Origin of the sequence: Glaciecola sp. XM2 (assembly GCF_018595715.1) — a bacterium.
Taxonomy (GTDB): Bacteria; Pseudomonadota; Gammaproteobacteria; order Enterobacterales; family Alteromonadaceae; genus Glaciecola.
Genome location: NZ_JAHEOJ010000014.1, coordinates 254,096 through 271,901, shown reverse-complemented (window position 1 = coordinate 271,901; position 17,806 = coordinate 254,096). Strand labels below are relative to the sequence as shown.

Here is a 17,806-nt window from a genome sequence, read left to right as displayed (position 1 = left end):
ATAATAATACATAAACTCATAGAAAATAAGTAAAAAGTACACAATTTCACTGCAACTGATACAGTACATTTCACGTTACGCTGGTCCTAACTTCGAATTAACGCCATAATAAAGCACGTTCATTAAAACCAACATTGCACATAAGTATACAAAATGAGTCAACAAGACAACATAAATCAGACTGATACGCTATTTAGTCAAGCAAGACCTGATTTGCACCCTTTTACCTTCAATCAAGCGGTAGTGGACGTATTTCCAGATATGATCAACCGCTCAGTGCCAGGTTATCAAACCATAGTCGATGGGATTGGTAAGATTGCTAAAAACACACTTGCTGACAATTCGCATGTATACGACCTAGGCTGCTCCACAGGGAGTGTTAGTTTATCTATCGCCAAGCAATGTGCGCCTAACGCGTTGCGAATATCGGCAATTGATAACTCTGAGGCGATGGTCAAGCGGTGTCGGCAGCACATTGCGTCTTATCGCCATTGTTCAACGATAAACGTGTCAGAGGGCGACATCACGAACATTAGCCTACTTCCTTGCAATATGGCCGTGATTAACTTTACCCTTCAATTTATCTCCCAAGAGCATCGTCAAAAGATTGTAAGTGATATATATAGGGCCTTAGAGCCAGGGGGTATATGTATTATCTCTGAAAAAATTAAAGCAAACTCCGAGAGCGTTAATCATTTACTTATCGACCTACATCACGATTTTAAACGTGACAATGGTTATTCAGATTTAGAAATTAGCCAAAAGCGCTCAGCGCTTGAAGACGTGATGATACTAGATACGCTAGATACTCATCTAAATCGCATGCGTACAGCGGGCTTTACCGAAATCTCAACGTGGTATCAAAACCTTAATTTTGCATCGATGGTGGCAATAAAATAATGACGAACAACCATTGGAAGGCTCAGTTTTATCAATCTGCTTTAAACACGCCTCTACAAAAAAGTTTGCCGACCTTACTTCCTTTAATTGAATCATGGGACGGCGTGGCTCAGCATGCTGATGCAGCAAAGTGGGACAAGCAGTTACAGGCCTTACCAAAGCCAGAGAACACGAATATCTGTATTGGCGATACGGTTTGCGTCGAAGGAGATAAAACGCTAACTGAGGGTGCGCAAAAACACTTGACCAGTGTATTGCAACAATTTATGCCGTGGCGCAAGGGCCCTTTTGAGTTCTTTGGCGTACATATTGATACAGAGTGGCGTTCTGATTGGAAGTGGCAGCGCGTGTTGCCTTATTTAAGCTCTCTTCAAGGGCATCGCGTCTTAGATGTAGGCTGTGGCAGCGGGTATCACTTATTTCGCATGTATGAAGCCGGTGCAACGCAAGTAGTCGGTATTGACCCTACCACCCTATTCTTTTATCAGTTCCAATGCGTTAAGCGCTATTGCGCTCAAACCAATATACATTACCTGCCTGTAGGCATTGAGCAAATGCCTGACACAAAAGCCTTCGATACGGTATTTTCGATGGGTGTGCTATACCACCGCCCTGACCCACTGGCATTTTTAAAGCAGCTTAAAGCTCAACTTAATAAGGATGGCCAATTATTACTAGAAACCTTAGTAGTGGAAGGTGATGAGAACACCGTATTTATGCCTCCTAAACGATATGCACAAATGCGAAATGTGTATTTCTTACCGAGTATTAAGGCGATGATCGTGTGGCTTGAAAAAGTCGGGTTTTGTGATGTATCACTGGTAGACGACAATGTCACCACCACCGATGAGCAAAGGGCAACCCAATGGATGACCAATCAATCATTAATAGACTTTTTGGATCCCAACGACCGAACGAAAACAATTGAAGGATATAGCGCGCCTCGTCGAGCAACATTTGTAGCACGTACGAAGTAATTTGTGGCCAACTGAGTACTTGGCACAGAACGTGATATACCTTCTTCGATGACCTTAACTATATCGACACATAATAATTTACTACTGCGCCGCTTTGTGGCGCAGCGCGCTAGCATCTTTAGCACTGTGCCAAGAGGTATTTTGTGAGTATCACGCAGCTCCTGAACGATTTTATTGAGCAAGAGTCCTTGCCAAACGCATATATCAAAGAGGCTGAAGAACGATTTATCCCGTTAGCAAAAAGCATTATTGCGCACCACGATGGTGCAAATAAACCCATTATTGTGGGCATCAATGGTGCACAGGGTTCTGGTAAGAGTACTTTATGTGCGCTGCTAGCGAAGCTAATCCCTCAAATTAGCGATCTTTGCGTAGTGTCGATGTCACTCGATGATTTTTATCTCACCAAAAACGAACGCTTACTACTTTCACAAAACGTGCATCCCTTGCTTGCAACACGGGGGGTGCCCGGCACACATGATACTGAACTGTTAGCATCGGTCTTATCAGATTTAGTCAATCATATACCCTGCACTATCCCGGTATTTGATAAAGCAATTGATGACCGAGCGGAGCCTGTATTCCACCAAACCGTTGACGGGAACACCGATATTATTATTCTTGAGGGCTGGTGCGTGGGGGTAACAGCACAATCCGACGAAGATCTCAAAAAGCCTGTTAATGCGCTTGAGGCACATCAAGACGCTCGCTGTATCTGGCGCAGTTTTGTAAATGCCGAACTCGCGGGGCCCTACCAATCAATTTTTGCTAACATCGATTATATGATAATGCTGCGCTCACCTAGCTTTGATTGCATATACAAGTGGCGATGTGAGCAAGAGCATAAGATGTTAAGCAAGTTAGGCTCTCAAGACGGCCTTGGCATGAGCGATGCTCAAATATTGCGCTTTATTCAACACTATCAGAGAATTACTGAGCACGGTTTGAACACCCTAGGTGATAGTTGTAATGTTGTATATCAACTAGATGAAAATCGGAATATAGTTTCATGATATCAAAGGATACTTTTATACTGATTTATAGTGATTTAGATGGCACACTGCTAGACCATCACTCCTACGCCTTTGATGCGGCAAAAAGCGCGCTTGAACGACTCAAACAGGCTAATATTCCGGTTATTTTAAATACTAGCAAAACCGCTGCCGAAGTACTCAAACTCAGAGACGCAATGCACTTAGATACCCCATTTATCACTGAAAATGGTGCAGCGGTTTACATTCCCACGCATACTTTCCCCACTCAACCAGAGGGTGCTATTAGAGATGGGGATTTTGACGTATTGAGCCTTGCCTCACCTCGCTCGCATTGGATTGAAGTTATTGAGCAGTTAAAACCTCAATTCGGTCAGATGTTCCAAGGGTTTAATGACATGAGTTTGACCGAAATATCCGAGGCTACAGGGTTATCTGAACAAGACGCCCTTCTCGCTTCACAGCGACTCTATGGCGAACCTTTGCTCTGGAAAGGGTCGATTGCCCAACGTGATGAGTTTATCGAGCGTACTCGCGCTTTAGGCGCATGCCCGCTTTTAGGTGGGCGATTTCTGCATATCTGCGGCGATACAAATAAAGGATATGCCCTAAAACGCCTTACGGATGAATACACCGCGCAATTTGGACTGGCACAAACCATGACAATTGCACTAGGCGATGGTAATAATGATATTGCCATGCTTGAAGCGGCAGATATCGGGGTACGAATTTTATCACCAGTAAATGCGCCGCCGACATTAAGCGCACAAAACACCGTTATAACTAGCACACACTATGGTCCTGCCGGATGGCAAGAGAGCATTGATAAGTTAATACCGTTCCAACACACAACGACCACTCAAGGAAATGAACTACATGGCTGATTTTTACCAAAATGGCATCATTACCACCTTGCACAACCTCGAATCACGACACATCGATGATTTAGAATCAGAACTTGTCTCCTTCACAAGCCGCAGGCCAATGGGGCTGATACTGCCATCACTCTTTTCAGAGCTTGAGGGTAAGGCACTTCCAGACATCATCGAACATATCGCACAAGTACCATATTTAAGTGAGGTGGTTATCGGTCTCGATCGTGCTGATCAAGAGCAATATCAGCATGCTTTGAAGTTTTTTGGAAAGCTACCCCAGCATCACAGAGTGCTTTGGAACGATGGTCCGAGGCTCAAGGCATTAGATGAAGAGTTACAAGCCCTTGGTCTAGCACCGAAGGAAATGGGCAAAGGACGCAACGTTTGGTACTGCATGGGTTATGTATTAGCATCTAACAAAGTAGAAAGTGTCGCATTGCATGACTGTGATATCTTAACTTACGACCGTTCACTGCTTGCACGCTTAATTTATCCGGTTGCCAACCCACAGTTTAACTACGAGTTTTGTAAAGGGTTTTACGCCCGTGTCGCAGATGGAAAAATCAACGGACGTGTTTCGAGATTGCTGGTAACGCCATTGTTACGCGCGCTTAAGCATGCCGTAGGACATAATGATTATTTAGAGTTTATGGATAGCTTTCGCTATCCACTGGCCGGTGAATTCTCGTTTAGACGCGATGTACTCAACGACATCCGCATCCCCAGTGACTGGGGTCTTGAAATAGGTGTACTGTCTGAGATGCACCGTAACTATTCCCATAACCGCCTTTGCCAAGCCGATATCGCGCACAAATATGATCACAAACATCAAGATTTGTCGCTCAATAGTGATCAAGGCGGGCTATCAAAAATGTCTATCGATATCACCAAAGCGCTATTTCGCAAGTTAGCAACCCAAGGCACGGTATTTAATACCGAAACCTTTCGTACCATCAAAGCAACTTACTTTCGTATTGCACTAGACTTTATCGAGACATATCACAACGATGCCATTATGAACGGTCTTAAGCTCGATATTGATTCTGAAGAGCGCGCGGTAGAAATGTTTGCACAAAACATTATGAAAGCCGGCAGCAGCTTTTTAGATAATCCTATGGAGACACCTTTTATACCTAGCTGGAATCGAGTAGTGAGTGCCAAGCCAGACGTCTTAGAGAGTCTAAGAGTCGCGGTAGAGGAAGATTTTAAAGAGTTTGCGGGATAAAAGTATCATGCTAAGCGTCTACGAACAGTTAAAAGAAAAACTGGTTCATCAACTCACTTTTATTTATGCAGATGTGCCATTAAATGAGTCAGTAGAGGTAATTGCAGGTCGCTTACTAAGCACCATGCGTTTACATGATGATGCAGAATTAACTGCTCCAAAAGCCCATGAGAATTTATGGGATGAACAAGACGTTGTGCTCATCACCTATGGCGATAGCGTGTTTGAGTCGGCATCTTTAGCGCCCGATGAAAGCCCGTTGCCACCACTTAAAACACTGCACACATTCTTAAATCGCTATTGCTCTCACGCCATAAATCATGTGCACATTCTGCCCTTCTTTCCCTACAGTTCTGACGATGGCTTTTCGGTCATTGATTACTCAACGGTGAATGAATCCCTCGGCTCGTGGGACGACATTGAAGCTATCTCAGAAGATTTTGGACTGATGGTAGATTTAGTTATCAATCATTGTTCAGCAAGAAGCGCCTGGTTCCAACAATTCATTGAACGTAAGTCGCCCGGAAAAGACTTTTTCTTTACCGCCAGCTTAACCGATGATATTTCACAAGTTGTGAGACCGCGAACCTCGCCACTGTTGCGAGAAACTAAGACCCTCGAAGGCGTAGAGCATGTTTGGTGCACCTTTTCCCACGACCAAGTAGACTTTGATTTTAGAAACCCAGAAGTACTGATTGCCTTTATGGAGATCATTCGTTTATATCTCGATAAAGGGACGCGGATTTTTCGCTTTGACGCTATCGCGTTTTTATGGAAAATTGCAGGCACTAGCAGTATCAATCTGCCACAAACCCACGAAATAGTAAGGTTAATGCGCGCGCTCATTGAGCATGCTGCACCACAGGCGCTGATTATTACCGAAACCAACATACCTAACAGAGAAAATCTTACTTACTTCGGTAACGCGAACGAAGCCCATGCAATTTATAACTTTTCGTTGCCACCTTTATTAGTCAATACATTAGTTACGGGCAACAGTCAGTATTTAAAGTCATGGCTTATGGGTATGCCGCCTGCGCAAAACGGCACCTTTTATTTTAACTTTGTCGCTTCGCATGATGGGATCGGTCTGCGTCCTGCTGAAGGGCTATTAAGTGAAACAGAAATCAATGAACTAGCCAACTGCATGATGAAGTTTGGCGGGCGCATTGGATGGCGCAGTGCCGATAATGGCAAACAAAAACCCTATGAACTCAACATTGCGTTAATTGATGCCCTAAAGGGTACACTCGCGGGCGAGGATCATTGGCAAATCCAGCGCTTCATCTGTGCCCATGCCATTATGTTTGGACTTGAAGGCATACCTGGGCTTTACATCCATTCGTTACTTGGTACCACTAACGATGAAGAAAAAGTCTTACATACTGGGCATAACCGTTCCATCAATCGCCACAGATGGGATTATAACATGTTAGAAAAAGAGCTCGATGATGTGCACTCTATGCATCATCAGGTGTTAACACAAATTACTCAGTTGTTGCATATTCGGCGCGCGCAAAAAGCATTTCACCCTAATGCAACTCAATTTACACTGCAACTGCGTAACGAACTATTTGGCTACTGGCGCCAGAGTATCGATCGCAAACAGAGCATCTTTTGCATTTCGAATATCACTGACCAAGAGCAGACGATGTTTTTGTCAGACCTAAATTTAATTGGTACCGACGATTGGACTGATCTGATATCTCAAGAAACAATATCGGCAGAACATTCGTCGATTAGCCTCGCCCCATATCAATCTATGTGGCTTACAAACCAATATCAACACGCATAAAAAAACGGGCTAAGTGCCCGTTTTTATTATCTGCGTTCTCGTTTAAACAAACTTACGCTCGCGCTTTGTCTCAATCGTTGCGATGTAGCCATGCCAAGAAGCATATCCAATAATCGGCATAATCACTAAAAACGCGGCAAAGAAGGTTACAAAGCCTAAAAAGACTGAGAACATGATCACGCATGCCCAAATAAACATAGGCACTTTGTTTCTCCACACTGCGTTCATGCTCGTTAGCACTGCAGTCATTAGGTCCACTTTTCGTTCAAGCAAAATAGGTTGCGTAAAGGCACTAATAAAGAATACTAAGATGGTAAAGCCTGCTCCAACAATGGTACCTAAGACTAAGAAAGGCCATGCATTAGCAAAAGTAAATTCTAGGTACTCTGGATATAGGGCGTGTATTAGAGACGCTACGCGTAACCAAAATATCATTAGGATCATCAGCAACAACCCAAACCCCCACTCGTTGACGGCATTGCGAGACATCGCTTTAAGTGAGTGCCTTAATGAAGGCTTGTTTTTCTTTTCAAATTGCCATGCAACATCATAAAGACCGGCTGCTAAAAACGGGCCGATGAGCATGAAGCAAATCATCGCTGGAAATATGACCAAGTGCCATTCGGTGGCATACACTAAGAAATAAATCGACAATGGAAGTATCGTAAAGATAGCGCCGTAGAAAAAACTGATCAGTTTTGCATTCTTAAAATCGGTGACTGCTAACGCAATCCAATTGAAACAGTCGAACTTATCCAATTGCTTACAGGGAATAACACGTGCGATACCGCTTTGTTCAATTGCATTCTCTGCGGCGGGTTCGATTTTTTCTGACATAACATTTCCTTAGTGGGTGTTGATACCGTCAAACGCTTATAAATATTAAAATATTGTTAACAGCTTACTACTTTATACTAAGAAAATTTATAGTTCAGGTCAAAAAATGTTCAAGGAAGTTTGACCTGCGTCAAACGCCAGTCTATTGGTGTGTTAAAATGACCACTGAGGAACACATTTAAGTCACTAAAACTGGTGATATCCTGCGTCGTCCCTGCAATCATTTCACCAACGAACTTATGGCAATTTTGTCTTAACACATGATAGTCATACAGGCTGTAAAGTTGAGATTGGGTGCGTTCAATAGCTAAAGATTCGACTAAAGGATTACCATCCCTATCACAGGCTATGTATATTTTTTCGCCACTACGATTATTTAAAAAGCGACTGGGGCTTATACATCTGACCAAACCATTACCATTTAACTCATAAATGTTGCCATTTATCCAAATTCCGGTGTGCTCAAAGACTTCAAAGATGTCGCAAGTGACAATACTGCCATTTACCGGCACTACAGGTCGTTTGCACTGTCCAGGCATACCAGCGACAATTTGCTGATGACGCAAATGGGCAGTGTTAAGTTTGTTCGATGCGTATAAAGACACCGCAGCTGCGCCGAGCCAAACGAGAGGTGCAGGCATGGCTACTCCTTATTATCCGTGTACTTTCGACATAGTAGCCACTCAAATCATGAAAGTCTGTGTAAAAGTGTGACAAAAGATGTCATTTATGGCTTAACACTGCCCGCGCAATGCATTACCCTTAGAATATCTACTTCACCTTAAGTTCATTAAGCCTTCATGCAAGCCATCACTCAGTCAAGCAAACTCGAAAATGTGTGTTACGACATTCGCGGCCCTATCCTGGCCCAAGCCAATAAAATGGAAGAAGCGGGAGAGCGTATTTTAAAGCTCAATATTGGTAATCCAGCGCCTTTCGGCTTTGACGCGCCAGACGACATTTTAAAAGACGTTATTCGTCAATTGCCTACCGCCCAAGGTTATTCGGATGCACAAGGTATTTATAGTGCGCGTGTGGCTGTTATGCAGTATTACCAGCAAAAAGGGATTGAAAATATTGCTATCGAAGATGTATATCTTGGCAATGGCGTCAGTGAGCTAATAACCATGGCTATGCAAGCTTTGTTAAATACCGGCGATGAAGTGCTGATTCCGGCCCCTGATTATCCTTTATGGACGGCAGCGGTTAACTTAAGCTCAGGAAGCGCTGTGCATTATGTGTGTGATGAGCAAAGTGGTTGGTTTCCGGATATTGACGACATTCGCGCTAAAATCAGCCCTCGGACCAAAGCAATTGTGTTAATAAATCCCAACAACCCTACCGGTGCGGTCTATTCGAAAGAACTTCTATTACAGGTGGTTGAGTTGGCAAGAGAGTTCAACTTGGTGATCTTTAGCGACGAGATATACGATAAGGTACTGTATGACGATGCTGAGCACATATGCATAGCCTCATTAGCGCCTGATTTGTTCTGCGTCACGTTCTCTGGGCTTTCTAAAAACTATCGCGTTGCTGGGTTTCGTGCGGGCTGGCTGATGGTAAGTGGAAATAAAAAAGCCGCTCGCAGTTATATCGAGGGCCTAACCATACTCTCAAACATGCGAATGTGCGCAAATGTGCCTAGTCAGCATGCCATTCAAACTGCTCTTGGTGGCTATCAAAGTATTAATGATTTGGTGAGCAATAATGGTCGTTTAATTACCCAGCGCAACCTTGCCTACGAGCGATTAAATCAGATGTCGGGGATTTCTTGCGTAAAGCCTATGGGAGCCATGTATTGTTTTGCCAAGGTAGATGCCAAACAATTTGCCGTAGACAGTGATGTAAATTTAATTCTCGACCTGCTCAAAGAAAAGAAAATTCTATTAGTGCATGGCAGCGCATTTAACTTGCATCAAGGTATATATTTTCGCCTGGTATTTTTGCCGCATAAAGACATTTTATTACCGGCGTTAGACAGCATGCACGATTTCTTTGAAAGCTATAAAAGGAGTGCTGTATGAGTATGACCAAAAGCCCTTTTCTAGCATGGATCTTAAGAATGCCTCTGATTAAGCGTTGGGCGCTTATGCATTCTGTGAAAGGTGAAAACGTTGCAGAGCACAGCCATCAGGTTGCGGTAATAGCGCATTTACTCGCCACCATTCGCAATACGTATTTTGATGGAGACGTTAACCCGGAGCGCGCTGCCACCGTCGCCCTGTATCACGAGGTGTCAGAAACCAAACTCCAAGATATTAATCACGTAACCAAATACCATAATCCAGACCTAACGCGTGAGTTTAAAAAGATTGAAGAGATGGCTGAGATAGAATGTTTACATACCCTGCCTGAGAGTCTACAGCCGCAGTTTTCTCATCTGCTAGTGCAAAAGAACGTCGATCCGGTATACAAAAAAATAGTGAAGGCGGCGGATTTGATTTCTGCATACCTCAAAGCAAGTGACGAATTAAGCTTCCAAAATAGAGAGTTTTCTCATGTGAAAACCCGCCTGCAAGCAATGTTAGATGAATACGCCAAAGACATGCCAGAAATTCCTTATTTTTTGGACATGTTTGAACAGAACTGCTTCGTCAGTGTAGATGAATTGTCTAATACACGATAAAGCCGGAGAAAACATTGAATATTTGGGATGAACGAAAGCATTTAAGAAGTCCGAGTCGCGACGGTGATCACCGCAGCGCGTCTCAGCGAGATAAAGCGCGGATTATGCATTGCGCTGCGTTTAGGCGCCTACAGGCTAAAACACAGGTGGTTGGTGTAGGGATCAGTGACTTTTATCGTACACGCCTTACGCACTCTCTCGAGGCTGCCCAAATAGGCACCGGCATTACCGCACAACTTCGCCAAAAGTATCCTGAGGTAGCCCAAATGCTTGGGCTAGACGAACACTTAATCGAAACCATCTGCCTGGCACACGATATTGGCCACCCACCTTTTGGTCATGGCGGTGAGATAGCGCTGCATTACATGATGAGCGACTTTGGTGGCTTTGAAGGTAACGGGCAAACCTTTCGGATTTTAACCAAATTAGAGACCTATTCACCGTCAGACGGTATGAACCTCGCAAGACGCTCACTGATTGGTGTTATCAAGTATCCTAATATGATTGAAAATCTTGAAGACCGCTCTATTTACCCAACAAAGCCATCACAATTTACTCAGGTGAAAGCCTCACAATGGCATCCACCAAAAGCCCTTTATAGCTGCGACCAAGAAGCTTTTGATTGGGTTACCCAACCCTTGAGTAAAGGCGATAAAATGCAGTTTATGTTAGCGAAAAAGCAAGCTAATAGGCATAGTAAAACACAGTTTAAATCGGTGGATTGCTCAATTATGGAGCTTGCAGATGATATCGCATATGGCATTCATGACTTAGAAGATGCCATTGTGATGGGATTAGTCACGCAGTCAGCATTTCATCGTGAAGTAACCGAAGCACTTGCCGTATTGGATATTCCCTGGTTAAGTGAAACCGCCCAAGAAATAGAAAGCCAGCTGTTTAATGAGCAAGCCTATGCACGTAAAAACGCAATTGGTGCGCTAGTTAATTGCTTCATCACCGCCATAGATGTGCGTAAGCATGGTTGTTTTGAAGAGCCACTGTTGGAGCATTTTGCCTGTTTACCTGAGCCTTACGCCTCTGGCTTGGCGGTGTTTAAAGACTTCGTCTTCGCTCATGTGATCAAAAAGCCTGAAATTCAGCTATTAGAGTACAAAGGTCAACAGATTGTCATGGCGCTGTTTGAAGCGTTTAGCAGTGAACCATATCGCCTATTACCGAAAAATACCGCTCAGCGCTGGCTGAAAGCTTCTGAGCGAAGCGAAGCGCTAGGCATGCGAGTCATTGCTGATTATATCTCTGGCATGACAGATGAATACGCCAATAGAGTCTATGCCAACCTGTTTTTACCCAAGTCTCATCGCATTACAGATCGTTAATGATTGAAACTCTTTTTTGATTGCCACGGTCTGTTACTCTAGGGACCTAAAAGTGTGCCAATTCGAGGATAGATTGTGATCATAAAAACACCAAGTAAAAACGCCGCCCACGAGCATGAAGTAACAGATCAAGCGGTTTATCAAGGTCGTCGCAAAGTGTTAAAGCAACTCGGCTACACCGGCGCTTTGGCTTTGTTATCGCAATCTGCACAGGCCAATCCGTTTAAGTGGTTTAGCGATGACGACACGCCCACTTTTAAGCGCAACCCCCTATCTTTTGAAAAAAGTGATGCACTGATCAACCCGATGACGCAAGAAGGTGTGGCAACAAGCTATAATAACTTTTTTGAGTTCGGCACAAGCAAAAACGACCCGGTAGAAAACGCCCAGGGCTTTGTAGTGAACCCATGGCAGTTAGAGGTCACGGGCATGGTCGAGAATCCAATAAAGCTCGATTATGATGACCTGCTTAAACGTTTTCCACTTCAAGAACGCATTTATCGCCTGCGCTGCGTAGAAGCTTGGTCTATGGTCATCCCCTGGATAGGTTTTGAGTTAGGGGCGTTGATTAAAGCCGCTAATCCTCTAGGCAGTGCCAAGTACGTTATTTTTGAAACGCTCAACGACCCTGCACAAATGCCTGGGCAACGCAGCAGATTTGTTGGCGGTGGTATTGACTACCCTTACGTAGAAGGCCTGCGTTTGGACGAAGCTTATCATCCGCTAGCGATTATGAGCGTTGGCATGTATGGCCAAACACTTCCGCCACAAAATGGGGCCCCTATTCGCCTGGTTGTGCCTTGGAAGTATGGATTTAAGAGTATCAAATCGGTGGTAAAAATACGCCTATCTGACAAACGTCCCAAGACTACATGGGAGTTGCTAGCGCCCAATGAATACGGTTTCTACGCCAACGTGAACCCAGAGGTTGACCATCCTCGATGGAGTCAAGCGAGGGAGCGTCGCATACTTGGCAGCAAATTAAGCGAGCAGCGCCGTATCGATACCATGATGTTTAATGGATATGATGAGGTTGCATCTTTATACAGTAGTTTAGATTTACGTAGCAACTATTAATGCCAATGAGATTAACGCCATCAGAGACTTGTTTCGTTGTCTGACATGACAAAAGCCAAACCTGCAACATTTGCAATGTTAAAGAAGCCCATACGCGTGCACCGAGGATGGCTTCTAGCGTTTAGGCTGATGATTCATAGCATCGCGACGGTCTTACTGGGCCTAGCGTATTATAATGCGATAAATGGCAACGTCAGTGGCGACCCGGTCCAATATTTATTGGACTTTACCGGTATTGGCGCACTCAACTTGATGATATTGAGCCTGCTGACATCACCGGCGGCTAATACCTTAAAGTTTGCCCAGCTCATGGTGGTTCGTAAAACCTTAGGTGTGTATGCCGCTATCTATGCCCTCGCCCACCTGTATGCGTTTACCGCTTATGAACTGCAATATGAATGGGGACTGGTGCTCTCGGAAATCGTTGAAAGACCCTATATTACAGTGGGTATGGTCGCGTTAATAATTCTCTTTGTTATGCTCCTAACGTCATTTAGTGCCGCGCGCATGAAGCTCGGAAAATACTGGCAACGCATACATAATTTTGTCTATGTAGCGGTTTTGTTAGGCTGCTTGCATTTTTTGTGGTCGGTCACCTCTAATTGGACAGAGCCTAGTGTTTACATGGGTATCACGCTAATTCTGTTATACCTACGGAGAAAAAAAATACAAAAAATCTTTAAATAATGCTTGCATGTTTATTTATACAGTATTACTGTTGTTTCATACAGTAGTTGCTGATTAACCTTTTATGGGGTCTTAAAAATGAACATGAACACAAACATGAGCATCGCCAAAAATAACGTTACCAATACGGGTATAGTCAATGGGCATGGTTATCTAACGCAGGTAAGCAACAACCTAGCTCAAGAGCGCTTTGATAATGTCAGTTCGATACGTGATGCGAAGACTACCAAGAAACGCTGGCTTTGCTGTGTTGCTGAGCATGTGAAGTTTGCAAAAACCGTTGACGGTGGCCTGAATGTTCGCCCATCAAAGACCCTTTCTCAATATGAATTAATGGTTAAGCTGCTCAAAGCAGAAACCTGTGACGTGATTTACTTTGACTGCCACCTTAGCGCGGCACAAATTGGCATTCTCAAAATGCTACAGATGTTTTCGGGTACGCAGCTAGTGCATGCGCGTTTAGCGATGCAGTTTGACCAGGTCGCTATGGGTTAACGCTAGAAAGCGTCCAGTTATCACTCTCTCTTGTTGAGATAAGGCGAGTATGCGGTGTGGTTTTTAAGTCAAGATAATCGGCACCATAGGGTTCAAAAACAACGGTAGTAAAATATTCGCTCAAAGCGCTAACCTCTGCAGTTTGCCTATTATTTTGAGTTGTTTCGGTATCAACATATGTTTTTGGCGCAGCGCCATAAAAACTTGCTTTTGCTGCTACTGACAGGCGTTCCCAACGCTCGTTATACAAGCTTCTTGCTTCATTTATCGACAAATACGTTGCACCCGTGACGCAAACATCTTGAGCATTCATATCGTAATAAATTAATCCAACCGAACATTTAAAACGATACTGCTCTCTTGTTTTAGCAAAATACCAGTGCAACTCTGCGTGCGGACGTGTTTGCCAATGCGTAAATTTCTCACTGCGCTTGTCGGTTACTGCCAGCAACGCGTTGGAGCTTTCAACAAAATCTCTGAATACCATGGTTCTTACGGTTGGCAGATTATCCTTATCGACACTTGCCGCCTGAAAATAGCGAGCCTCAGGCTTACTGCGATGCAGATGCAAGCTTCTTACCAGGCGCTGCCGCCAATCAGGGTAATTCATGATGTGCGAGGAATATGCTTAAACAGGCGGTAAAAGTTGTTTGTAGTATGTTCGGCTAGCTCCTGCGTGCTAATGCCTTTTAACTTCGCGATAAATTCAGCCACTTCAGCCACATACTTTGGCTGATTTTCTTTGCCTCTATGGGGCACTGGCGCAAGCCAAGGCGAATCGGTTTCAATCAGCAGTCTGTCTAATGGAATTTGTTTAACGGTCTCTTGAAGCTCTTTGGCAGAGTTAAATGTCACAATGCCAGAGATTGAGATATAAATTCCCATGGCCATTGCCGCCTGCGCCATTTCTAAGGATTCAGTGAAACAGTGCAATACAGCGCCCGTGTCGTGCTCATAGTGTTCTTCAAGTAGGCGTAAAGTGTCTTGTTGAGCTGCGCGTGTATGAATGATAAGTGGCTTTTTTACCACGTTTGCTGCCTTAATATGGTCAACAAACGAGGTAAGTTGAGTAGCCTTGGTATCGGCGCTGTAGTGATAATCTAGGCCTGTTTCGCCTACTGCAATAACTTCTGGCTCTTTTACATGCTTAAGCAAAGTATCGATGTCACACGCATCTTCTTGATGCAAAGGATGCACACCACAGCTCATCGATACATTTTTAAAATGGCTTACCCTCTCACGCATTTGTGCGTATTCTTTTACCGATACCGACACGCAAAGCATATGCTCCACACCGGTGTTATGTGCATCTTCAACGATAGTGACTAACTCGGCATCAGAGGCTTTAAGCCTATCTAAATGACAATGTGAATCGACGAACATAGTACCTCTATTTTATATTTGAATTTGCGCGAACAATGCAGCGAGGATGAGCGTTTTATTTAATCCTGCTTGGCGGAGCTTTTTGCCAGCAACAGTTGCCTTATCGTACCCTTGCATCCAATGCGCTCCCACGACAGTGTCGCTATTTTCTATCGTCTGCTTAACATTCAGTGAAAAGCGCTGCATACAAAGTTGCGCTGTCCAATTCACGGCGTCTGTCGCAGCATCTTTCCATTTCTCGGCGGCTTCGTGTGCATTAAGCGCTCCATCCACCAAACTATTGAAATCATCATGGAACGCTTTAAAGTTAACCGCTTTTTGGTCGTATTGCTCAGCATATAACAAAGGAGAATGCTGATACGCGGCTAACTCAGTCGCAGTTGGTACAGGTAGCCCCTGTTCAAGCAAATAACTCTCACTTTGCGCAAAGCTTGGCATGGGTACGCGAATTTTTTCACAACGGCTCTTTATGGTTGCCAATAAATATTGCGGCGCATTCGTTGTTAGGATCAAGAACGTACCGTCTGTTGGCTCTTCTAAGGTTTTCAGTAAGGCATTTGACGCCGATTCCGTCATCCGTTCAATTTGCTCAATCAATACAACCTTATTGGCGCCTAATTGTGCTGTTTTAGTGACTTTATCAATAGCCTGACGGATTGCATCCACACCAATTTGGGTTTTATCTGTTGTCACTTCATGAAAATCTGGATGTGACTGAGCTTTAAATAGCAGGCAACCCTTACATTTACCGCACGCGAGCGCACCAGTCGGGGCTTGGCATAAAATGCGATTCGCCATAGCGATGGCCAGCGATGACTCACCGCAGCCAATATCGCCCATCAATAGGATCCCATGGTGGAGCTTTGAACGACCAAGGCGCTGACTTAACTCCTCTAGCGTTGGCATCAACCATTTATACATCAGCATTGCTCGCTTGGGCTGATAGGACATGTTTTATATAGGTGTTAAGTGCGTTTGCAGCATCATCTTGTACTTTTTGCATTGCTTGTGATGCATCCACGGTTACCGCGTTAGGCATGCTCGCGACTTGCTCTTGATAAGTCTGTCGGGCACGCTCAAAAAACGCAAGGCCCGCTTGCTCAATCCTATCTAGCTCGCCTCGACCTCGGGCCCTAGCTAATCCTACGGAAGGCTCAATATCTAAATACAAAGTAAAGTGAGGTGCAAAATCTCCTAAAGTCATCTGGCGAAGGCTTTTCAATGTATCGAGTGAAACCCCTCTGCCACCGCCTTGATAAGCCACCGAAGAGAGGTCATGACGGTCTCCAATGACCCATGTACCACTTTTAAGCGCTGGCTTGATAATGTTTTCCACAAGTTGACTGCGTGCGGCATACATCAGCAACAACTCCGTTTCTTGGGTGACGCTCTCATCCCAATCTTGCTTCACGCAATCTCTTATTGCCTCAGCCATTGGCGTTCCGCCCGGTTCGCGAGTGTTGATCACATCAAATTGATGTTCCTTGAGTACGCTCATTAACCTTGCAATCACGCTACTTTTACCCGCGCCCTCAAGACCCTCTACTACAATAAATGAAGCCACATCTTCCTCGATTATCGATTGAGTTGGTAGGTTGCTACCGCTTGATTATGTTCTGCTAGTGTAACCGAAAATTGATGGCTACCGTCGCCTTTTGCCACAAAATAGATATAGTCAGTAAGTTCAGGCTGAACGGCAGCCCGCAGCGATGGCGGCCCAGCCATAGCAATAGGTGTAGGTGGCAAGCCATCTATCCTATAGGTATTAAAAAGCGTCTTTTCGCGCAAGTGCGCGCGCGTAATATTGCCGTCAAACGCATCACCTATACCATAGATAACCGTTGGGTCGGTTTGTAGACGCATCCCCAGCTCTAAGCGGTTACTAAAAACGCCTGCAATAACCCCTCTTTCGGCGGCGACCGCAGTCTCTTTTTCAATAATCGATGCCAAAATAAGCGCCTCATAAGGAGTTTTAAGCGGTATATCTAAAAAGCGTTCTGCCCACATCGAATCGAGGGTCTTATCCATCGCCCGATAGGCTCTTTGTAAAATAGACAGTGCCGAATCACCGTAAACAAAAAAGTAGGTATCGGCAAGCAAGCACCCTTCAATGGATCTTAACTCGTTAACACAAAAGCTTGTGTCTTGATTGACTAGCGTGTCGTAAAGCGAATCGATATTAGGTAAATCTTGCGTAAGCGTGTTCACTTGAGAAAGCTGTGTATACCACTCTTTAATGGTTAAGCCTTCTACCAACGACACACTAAACTGGGTTTCTTCACCACGGCTAATGCGAGAGAACACGTCCCCTAGCGTTTGCGCAGTCGTAAATTCGTAATAGCCAGTTTTGATGTTTGCATACTGAGGATACATCCGTAGCCACAGCTTAAAGTATACGATATCGAGCTCAGTAGGCTGCATGGGTAGCATCTGTTTTATTTGCTGCGCCGTTTGGCCTTTGCTCACTTGAATGATTAAAGGTGACTGAATATCTAATTGCGCCGACGACAAGCCTGTCACTTGTTTATAGACGTATGCCGCCCCACCAACCGCGCATAAAAAGCCGATGACGAATGTGATGAGTATCTTTTTGATCATAT

General features: G+C 44.4%; 19 protein-coding genes. 12 read left to right on the top strand and 7 right to left on the bottom strand.

Features of this window, described 5'->3' with window-relative positions; translation table 11 throughout:
• Nucleotides 1-153 precede the first annotated feature (153 nt).
• The 6 genes from cmoA to KJ365_RS01640 all read left to right on the top strand — a co-directional run bounded on the left by cmoA (nt 154) and on the right by KJ365_RS01640 (nt 6,764).
• A complete protein-coding gene (gene cmoA / locus KJ365_RS01665) occupies nt 154-900 on the top strand; it encodes a carboxy-S-adenosyl-L-methionine synthase CmoA (protein WP_214449871.1) in 747 nt (248 codons plus the stop codon).
• On the top strand, nt 900-1,877 hold the full coding sequence (cmoB, locus tag KJ365_RS01660; RefSeq protein ID WP_214449870.1) for a tRNA 5-methoxyuridine(34)/uridine 5-oxyacetic acid(34) synthase CmoB: 978 nt from the start codon (nt 900-902) through the stop codon (nt 1,875-1,877). The genes cmoA and cmoB overlap by 1 nt, the downstream gene beginning before the upstream one ends.
• A 143-nt stretch (nt 1,878-2,020) precedes the next feature.
• Entirely contained in the window at nt 2,021-2,890 is an 870-nt protein-coding gene (locus tag KJ365_RS01655) for a kinase (RefSeq protein ID WP_352109291.1), read from the top strand.
• Nucleotides 2,887-3,753, top strand: coding sequence for an HAD-IIB family hydrolase (locus KJ365_RS01650; RefSeq protein ID WP_214449869.1), 867 nt, complete (start codon nt 2,887-2,889; stop codon nt 3,751-3,753). The genes KJ365_RS01655 and KJ365_RS01650 overlap by 4 nt, the downstream gene beginning before the upstream one ends.
• Entirely contained in the window at nt 3,746-4,969 is a 1,224-nt protein-coding gene (locus tag KJ365_RS01645; RefSeq protein WP_214449868.1) for a glycosyltransferase family protein, read from the top strand. Before KJ365_RS01650 ends, KJ365_RS01645 begins: the two co-directional genes overlap by 8 nt.
• Nucleotides 4,970-4,976: 7 nt before the next feature.
• On the top strand, nt 4,977-6,764 hold the full coding sequence (locus KJ365_RS01640) for a sugar phosphorylase (protein WP_214449867.1): 1,788 nt from the start codon (nt 4,977-4,979) through the stop codon (nt 6,762-6,764).
• A gap of 42 nt (nt 6,765-6,806) precedes the next feature.
• On the opposite strand, the gene KJ365_RS01635 is transcribed toward KJ365_RS01640, so the two are convergent.
• Both KJ365_RS01635 and KJ365_RS01630 read right to left on the bottom strand, forming a co-directional pair.
• Nucleotides 6,807-7,601, bottom strand: coding sequence for a DUF2189 domain-containing protein (locus KJ365_RS01635; protein ID WP_214449866.1), 795 nt, complete (start codon nt 7,599-7,601; stop codon nt 6,807-6,809).
• Nucleotides 7,602-7,711: 110 nt separating this feature from the next.
• Complete coding sequence (locus KJ365_RS01630) at nt 7,712-8,242, bottom strand: hypothetical protein (RefSeq protein WP_214449865.1); 531 nt, start codon at nt 8,240-8,242, stop codon at nt 7,712-7,714.
• A 159-nt stretch (nt 8,243-8,401) separates the two neighbouring features.
• Here KJ365_RS01630 and KJ365_RS01625 point away from each other — a divergent pair, with 159 nt between their 5' ends.
• The 6 genes from KJ365_RS01625 to KJ365_RS01600 all read left to right on the top strand — a co-directional run bounded on the left by KJ365_RS01625 (nt 8,402) and on the right by KJ365_RS01600 (nt 13,823).
• Nucleotides 8,402-9,625 (top strand): pyridoxal phosphate-dependent aminotransferase, encoded by a 1,224-nt coding sequence (locus tag KJ365_RS01625; protein ID WP_214449864.1) that lies wholly within the window; start codon nt 8,402-8,404, stop codon nt 9,623-9,625.
• A 2-nt stretch (nt 9,626-9,627) separates the two neighbouring features.
• Complete coding sequence (gene yfbR / locus KJ365_RS01620) at nt 9,628-10,227, top strand: 5'-deoxynucleotidase (protein ID WP_214450099.1); 600 nt, start codon at nt 9,628-9,630, stop codon at nt 10,225-10,227.
• Between the two features lie 14 nt (nt 10,228-10,241).
• Nucleotides 10,242-11,564, top strand: a complete 1,323-nt coding sequence (locus KJ365_RS01615) for an anti-phage deoxyguanosine triphosphatase (protein ID WP_214449863.1) — start codon at nt 10,242-10,244, stop codon at nt 11,562-11,564.
• A gap of 75 nt (nt 11,565-11,639) precedes the next feature.
• On the top strand, nt 11,640-12,641 hold the full coding sequence (msrP, locus tag KJ365_RS01610; protein ID WP_214449862.1) for a protein-methionine-sulfoxide reductase catalytic subunit MsrP: 1,002 nt from the start codon (nt 11,640-11,642) through the stop codon (nt 12,639-12,641).
• A gap of 45 nt (nt 12,642-12,686) precedes the next feature.
• Nucleotides 12,687-13,328 (top strand): protein-methionine-sulfoxide reductase heme-binding subunit MsrQ, encoded by a 642-nt coding sequence (gene msrQ / locus KJ365_RS01605; protein ID WP_250883984.1) that lies wholly within the window; start codon nt 12,687-12,689, stop codon nt 13,326-13,328.
• A gap of 96 nt (nt 13,329-13,424) precedes the next feature.
• Entirely contained in the window at nt 13,425-13,823 is a 399-nt protein-coding gene (locus KJ365_RS01600) for a hypothetical protein (RefSeq protein ID WP_214449861.1), read from the top strand.
• On the opposite strand, the gene KJ365_RS01595 is transcribed toward KJ365_RS01600, so the two are convergent.
• From KJ365_RS01595 to mltG, 5 genes are read right to left on the bottom strand one after another with little or no spacing between them, the layout of a single operon-like run.
• On the bottom strand, nt 13,813-14,433 hold the full coding sequence (locus tag KJ365_RS01595; RefSeq protein ID WP_214449860.1) for a pyridoxamine 5'-phosphate oxidase family protein: 621 nt from the start codon (nt 14,431-14,433) through the stop codon (nt 13,813-13,815). The genes KJ365_RS01600 and KJ365_RS01595 overlap by 11 nt on opposite strands.
• The gene (locus KJ365_RS01590) at nt 14,430-15,206 is read right to left on the bottom strand and encodes a TatD family hydrolase (protein WP_214449859.1); all 777 of its coding nucleotides are present in this window, start codon (nt 15,204-15,206) and stop codon (nt 14,430-14,432) included. Before KJ365_RS01590 ends, KJ365_RS01595 begins: the two co-directional genes overlap by 4 nt.
• A gap of 12 nt (nt 15,207-15,218) precedes the next feature.
• Nucleotides 15,219-16,133 (bottom strand): DNA polymerase III subunit delta', encoded by a 915-nt coding sequence (gene holB / locus KJ365_RS01585; protein WP_214449858.1) that lies wholly within the window; start codon nt 16,131-16,133, stop codon nt 15,219-15,221.
• On the bottom strand, nt 16,120-16,770 hold the full coding sequence (gene tmk / locus KJ365_RS01580) for a dTMP kinase (protein ID WP_214449857.1): 651 nt from the start codon (nt 16,768-16,770) through the stop codon (nt 16,120-16,122). The genes holB and tmk overlap by 14 nt, the downstream gene beginning before the upstream one ends.
• Nucleotides 16,771-16,781: 11 nt before the next feature.
• Nucleotides 16,782-17,804: an endolytic transglycosylase MltG gene (mltG, locus tag KJ365_RS01575; protein ID WP_214449856.1), complete on the bottom strand. Its 1,023-nt coding sequence runs from the start codon at nt 17,802-17,804 to the stop codon at nt 16,782-16,784.
• Nucleotides 17,805-17,806: the final 2 nt, after the last annotated feature.

Coding starts and splice junctions, on each gene's coding strand:
- cmoA (WP_214449871.1), top strand. CDS start 154: ATGAGTCAACAAGACAACATAAATCAGACTGATACGCTATTTAGTCAA.
- cmoB (WP_214449870.1), top strand. CDS start 900: ATGACGAACAACCATTGGAAGGCTCAGTTTTATCAATCTGCTTTAAAC.
- KJ365_RS01650 (WP_214449869.1), top strand. CDS start 2,887: ATGATATCAAAGGATACTTTTATACTGATTTATAGTGATTTAGATGGC.
- KJ365_RS01645 (WP_214449868.1), top strand. CDS start 3,746: ATGGCTGATTTTTACCAAAATGGCATCATTACCACCTTGCACAACCTC.
- KJ365_RS01640 (WP_214449867.1), top strand. CDS start 4,977: ATGCTAAGCGTCTACGAACAGTTAAAAGAAAAACTGGTTCATCAACTC.
- KJ365_RS01635 (WP_214449866.1), bottom strand. CDS start 7,601: ATGTCAGAAAAAATCGAACCCGCCGCAGAGAATGCAATTGAACAAAGC.
- KJ365_RS01630 (WP_214449865.1), bottom strand. CDS start 8,242: ATGCCTGCACCTCTCGTTTGGCTCGGCGCAGCTGCGGTGTCTTTATAC.
- KJ365_RS01625 (WP_214449864.1), top strand. CDS start 8,402: ATGCAAGCCATCACTCAGTCAAGCAAACTCGAAAATGTGTGTTACGAC.
- yfbR (WP_214450099.1), top strand. CDS start 9,628: ATGACCAAAAGCCCTTTTCTAGCATGGATCTTAAGAATGCCTCTGATT.
- msrQ (WP_250883984.1), top strand. CDS start 12,687: ATGACAAAAGCCAAACCTGCAACATTTGCAATGTTAAAGAAGCCCATA.
- KJ365_RS01600 (WP_214449861.1), top strand. CDS start 13,425: ATGAGCATCGCCAAAAATAACGTTACCAATACGGGTATAGTCAATGGG.
- KJ365_RS01595 (WP_214449860.1), bottom strand. CDS start 14,433: ATGAATTACCCTGATTGGCGGCAGCGCCTGGTAAGAAGCTTGCATCTG.
- KJ365_RS01590 (WP_214449859.1), bottom strand. CDS start 15,206: ATGTTCGTCGATTCACATTGTCATTTAGATAGGCTTAAAGCCTCTGAT.
- holB (WP_214449858.1), bottom strand. CDS start 16,133: ATGCTGATGTATAAATGGTTGATGCCAACGCTAGAGGAGTTAAGTCAG.
- mltG (WP_214449856.1), bottom strand. CDS start 17,804: ATGATCAAAAAGATACTCATCACATTCGTCATCGGCTTTTTATGCGCG.